The following is a 1,057-nucleotide window of genomic DNA, read 5'->3' as shown; positions in this document are numbered from 1 at the left end:
GCACGAAGGCCGCAAGGGCGACGGCGGCGCAAATGCTTCGGGCGCCGACGCGAGCGCCCCGGGGGAATCGGCCGAGGCGCCACCTCAGAGTGCGGCTCCTAAGATCGAGACCGGCGAAGAAGGCCTGGCGCCTAACAAAACGGCAGCGCCTGCTGCCGAGCCGCAAGAACCCGCTCCGTTGCCAATGGCGTCGACGGAGACTGCGCCGCAGGAAACATCCGATGCAAGCACGGTTGGCGAACCGAACCCGCAGTCTGCCGCGCCGTCCGAAACAGAAGCGCCGGAAGAGCCGAAAGAGGATGCGGCTGCGCCGACGAACCATGAACCGCTGCAGGAAGAGGAACCCGCGGCTGCTCAAGAACCCCTCTCCCAACCTGTTGCCGTTCAAGAGGCGGTTCGCTCGGCCGCAGACGATTCAACACAGAAGAAGCCGAAAGAAATTGCTGCGGAAAAACCCGCTGAAAAGACTTTGCCGGAAAAAAGAGAAGAAACTGTCCGGCCGAGGAAGAAAACGGCGGAAAAAATGCCGCCCAAGTCCCCTCTTGTTGCAGACGAAAGTATTTCGAAAAACCAAATTCCCGACCAGAAACACGACAAAGCAAAGCCGCCGAAAACACAGCGCAAAAACCCGGCTCTCGATCGAAAGACGACAACCGATCCCAAGAGAACTGCCTTAGGAAGCGGCACCGGCACCGATAAGGGGCCGCAGGCGAAGAAAAAGGACGAAGGGGCGGCGGATGGCAAAAGCGTTCGGCAGGTCGGAGGCGCCGCCGGTGCTGCGGGTTCAAGCGGCTCGGCGTTCAGTCAGGGATCTGACGACGGATCCGGCCTTGGGAAAGGTCGAGGCGACCTTGTGGGTGACGGCGCATTTCGAGACAACGGCGACGGCACTTTTTCCGCTCGCGGGGGCGGCGGCTTCCGATATCGAATTCTTTATGAGGAACCGGCTCGCTACCCCAAGCAGGCGCGTACGCTCGGCTACGACAAAAAGGTGGCCGTTCGCGTGCGATTCCTTGTCGGCGAATCGGGATACGTCGAAAAAACGATTGTTCTGACA

At 60.6% G+C, this 1,057-nt stretch carries 2 protein-coding genes; one reads left to right on the top strand and one right to left on the bottom strand.

Going from position 1 to position 1,057, the window contains the following annotated elements:
• Window positions 1–384 precede the first annotated feature (384 nt).
• Entirely contained in the window at window positions 385–534 is a 150-nt protein-coding gene (locus H6A60_RS11645) for a hypothetical protein (protein ID WP_205104791.1), read from the bottom strand.
• A gap of 319 nt (window positions 535–853) precedes the next feature.
• On the opposite strand from H6A60_RS11645, the gene H6A60_RS11640 reads away from it, so the two are divergent.
• On the top strand, window positions 854–1,057 hold a 204-nt coding region (locus H6A60_RS11640; RefSeq protein WP_500691539.1), incomplete at its 3' end, for an energy transducer TonB.

Source organism: Sutterella massiliensis (genome assembly GCF_016899755.1).
GTDB classification, from domain to species: Bacteria; Pseudomonadota; Gammaproteobacteria; order Burkholderiales; family Burkholderiaceae_F; genus Sutterella; species Sutterella massiliensis.
Note: the sequence above shows the minus strand (reverse complement) of the source record. Positions and strands in the feature narration are given on the sequence as shown.